4 protein-coding genes are annotated in these 3,342 nt (G+C 38.6%); 3 read left to right on the forward strand and 1 reads right to left on the reverse strand.

The window, feature by feature from the left end; all coding sequences use genetic code 11:
* Nucleotides 1–217: 217 nt before the first annotated feature.
* Complete coding sequence (locus CXF76_RS00460) at nucleotides 218–1,078, reverse strand: YicC/YloC family endoribonuclease (RefSeq protein ID WP_002958889.1); 861 nt, start codon at nucleotides 1,076–1,078, stop codon at nucleotides 218–220.
* A 179-nt stretch (nucleotides 1,079–1,257) separates the two neighbouring features.
* On the opposite strand from CXF76_RS00460, the gene rph reads away from it, so the two are divergent.
* From rph to CXF76_RS00475, 3 genes are read left to right on the forward strand one after another with little or no spacing between them, the layout of a single operon-like run.
* Complete coding sequence (rph, locus tag CXF76_RS00465) at nucleotides 1,258–1,971, forward strand: ribonuclease PH (RefSeq protein WP_002958890.1); 714 nt, start codon at nucleotides 1,258–1,260, stop codon at nucleotides 1,969–1,971.
* An 18-nt stretch (nucleotides 1,972–1,989) separates the two neighbouring features.
* A complete protein-coding gene (gene pyrE / locus CXF76_RS00470; RefSeq protein ID WP_101162783.1) occupies nucleotides 1,990–2,634 on the forward strand; it encodes an orotate phosphoribosyltransferase in 645 nt (214 codons plus the stop codon).
* Between the two features lie 56 nt (nucleotides 2,635–2,690).
* A complete protein-coding gene (locus CXF76_RS00475) occupies nucleotides 2,691–3,071 on the forward strand; it encodes a diacylglycerol kinase (protein WP_007583384.1) in 381 nt (126 codons plus the stop codon).
* Nucleotides 3,072–3,342: the final 271 nt, after the last annotated feature.

The following is a 3,342-nucleotide window of genomic DNA, read 5'->3' on the forward strand; positions in this document are numbered from 1 at the left end:
CCAAAGTGTAATTTTTAGCCTAGCTAATTGTTACCAAAAAGCCCGAGCTTAGTCTCGGGCTTTTTAATGACTAAAATAAAGAGTGATTTGAAGGTGAGAATCTCACATTAGACGAAGATGCTTGGTAACAACATTCAAAATATTATTGGTATTAATAAAAAACCCGAGCCTAGCCCGGGTTTTGATAAGTTATGAATATGCCATAATTGGCTGAAAACTATTCAATATTTTGAATTTGTTCTCTCATTTGTTCAATCAATACTTTTAACTCTACAGCGGCAGTAGTGATGTCACTATTGATAGACTTAGATGCTAGCGTGTTAGCTTCACGATTAAATTCTTGCATCATAAAATCTAGGCGGCGGCCGCATGCGCCACCTTTTTTAAGGATTTTTTTAGTTTCTTTAACGTGAGACTTTAAACGATCTAATTCTTCAGCCACGTCTTGTTTTTGAGCAAGATAAATAAGTTCTTGTTCAAGGCGTGACTCGTCAATGTTTGCTGTTAAGTCTTCTAGCTTTTGAGCCAGTTTTTCACGCTGCCACTTAGCAATCTCAGGCATGTGCGTTTCTACAATTTCTACTTGCTCTAAAATCGCATCAAGGCGAATTGCTATCATTTCTTCAAGGTTTGCACCTTCATCGCCACGAGCTGATTTAAAATCTTCGATTACTTGATCAAGACCAGCAATTAGTGCTGTATTAACGCTATCCATATCAAGTTCTTCAGCTTCCATAACACCAGGCCAACGTAATATATCAACAGGGTTAATGTCGCCATTACTTTGCTGTTGAACCCATTTCGCGCTATTTATAAGTTGCTCAGCAAGGGCTTGGTTAATTGATAGCTCACCAACATGGGCAGGATTTGCTACAAACTTTAAAAAAACCTCAACTTTACCGCGTTGTAAGTGTTTGCGTAAACGCTCACGAATAACTGGCTCCATGCCACGAAATTGCTCTGGTGCGCGAATAAATGTTTCAAGGTAACGCTGGTTCACTGAACGAACTTCCCAAGTGCCAGTTCCCCAATCGCCTTTTATTTCGCGACGCGCATAAGCTGTCATACTGTGGATCATGGATATTTTCCTAAATTTATAAATACAATATTACGATGATTATACCGTAACACCGCTTAAGCTCTAGGGAAAATTTAATACACTGAATATTTTGCATACAGCTATTTATTTAAATCAGCATGGTATCTATACCCACATACACTTATAATGTCGCAAATTCTGAATTAAGGGGATCGTCAATGCGTCCAAGCGAAAGAACACCTAACCAAATTAGACCTGTTACATTTACACGTAATTATACTTTGCATGCTGAAGGCTCAGTACTTGTTGAGTTTGGTAACACCAAAGTACTTTGTACAGCTACTGTCGAATCGGGCGTTCCTCGTTTCATGAAAGGTCAGGGTAAAGGTTGGATCAATGCTGAATACGGTATGTTACCGCGAGCAACGCATACGCGTAATGCTCGAGAAGCTGCACGTGGTAAGCAGGGCGGTCGTACTATGGAAATTCAACGTTTAATTGCACGTGCACTTCGTGCTGCTGTTGATTTAAAAGCACTTGGCGAAAACACAATCACTATCGACTGTGATGTAATTCAAGCAGATGGCGGTACACGTACTGCTTCTATAAGTGGTGCATGTGTTGCACTTGTTGATGCGCTAACGCATATGCGTGCCAAGGGTATGATTAATTCAAACCCACTTAAACATATGATTGCGGCTATTTCAGTAGGTATATACAAAGGCCAAGCAATTAGCGATTTAGAATATATTGAAGATTCAGCAGCAGAAACTGATATGAATGTAATTTTAACCGAAACAGGTAAAATTATAGAAATTCAAGGTACAGCCGAAGGCGAACCTTTCTCGTTTGATGAGCTAGATGAGTTACTTACTTTAGCTAAACATTCTATTCGTGAAATCATTGACGTACAAAAGCAAGCATTAGCATAAATAGGTAGGCCACTAGATATGAAAGATTATCAAAAAGAGTTTATAGAATTTGCTCTAGAGAAGCAGGTATTAAAATTTGGTGAGTTTACTTTAAAGTCTGGGCGCATAAGTCCTTACTTTTTTAATGCCGGTTTGTTTAATACAGGTCGTGACTTAGCACGTTTAGGTCGTTTTTATGCATCAGCACTAGAAGATTCAGCGATAGAGTACGATGTACTATTTGGTCCCGCGTATAAGGGTATCCCAATCGCGACAACGACGGCAGTTGCATTAGCAGATCACCATGATAAAGATGTACCGTACTGTTTTAACCGTAAAGAGAAAAAAGCACACGGTGAAGGTGGTACATTAGTAGGCTCAGAACTCAATGGCAAAATAATGCTAGTTGATGATGTAATTACCGCAGGTACCGCTATTCGTGAGTCCATGGAAATTATTGCACAAAATGGTGCAGACCTTAATGGTGTTTTAATTGCATTAGATCGCCAAGAAAAAGGTAAAGCCGAGTTATCAGCTATTCAAGAAGTTGAACGCGACTTTAATACCAAAGTAATCTCTATTGTAAAATTAGCAGACCTTATTAGTTACCTTGAAAACCAAGGGACGATGGGCGAGCATTTAGCCTCAGTTAAAGCTTACCGTGATCAATACGGCGTAGCATAAATAAAAAGCCTCGCAGTGCGGGGCTTTATTTTGACCTTCATTCATAGAGTTTATTAATGAAAGATGTATTAAAACCAAATGGCTTAGGCCTCAAACGCGTTTTCAAAGCAACCTATTGCTCCTATCTTGGCTTTAAAGCAGCATTTAAAGAAGAAGCTGCATTTAGACAAGAGCTATTACTAAGCCTTATATTATTCCCCACTTCATTTTGGCTTGCTTCATCATTATTACACTGGGCAATACTAATTAGCTCACTGCTTATTATTCTAATAGTTGAATTGCTAAACTCTGCCATTGAAGCATTAACAGATCGAGTAAGTACAGAATTGCATGTATTGTCAGGTAGAGCCAAAGATATGGGATCTGCGGCCGTAACACTTTCATTAACGATCGTATTGATCATATGGGGTGTAAGTCTTTATATGAAGATCGTTTAAGCTCACTTTTAATATTTGTGAAGTTTAAACACCTTTAGTTGTTAATAATTTGCTAGTTATGTTGTGTTTTTAACGTGTTTAGCTCAAATACTCAGCGAACAGCACATTATTTCAAGTTTTCTTAAAAAAAGGGTTGATCTGTTTTCGGATCTCCCTATAATGCGACCCCACTGAGACGGGAAACGCCAACGCATAGCGAGGAGCGAACTACTCAGAGAGTTAAATAAAACTTCAGTTTTAAATCTTCCAAAAGAAAGTTTAAAACTAAGTG

The sequence above is a fragment of the Pseudoalteromonas sp. 78C3 genome (assembly GCF_002836695.1).
In the GTDB taxonomy this organism is placed as follows: Bacteria; Pseudomonadota; Gammaproteobacteria; order Enterobacterales; family Alteromonadaceae; genus Pseudoalteromonas; species Pseudoalteromonas arctica.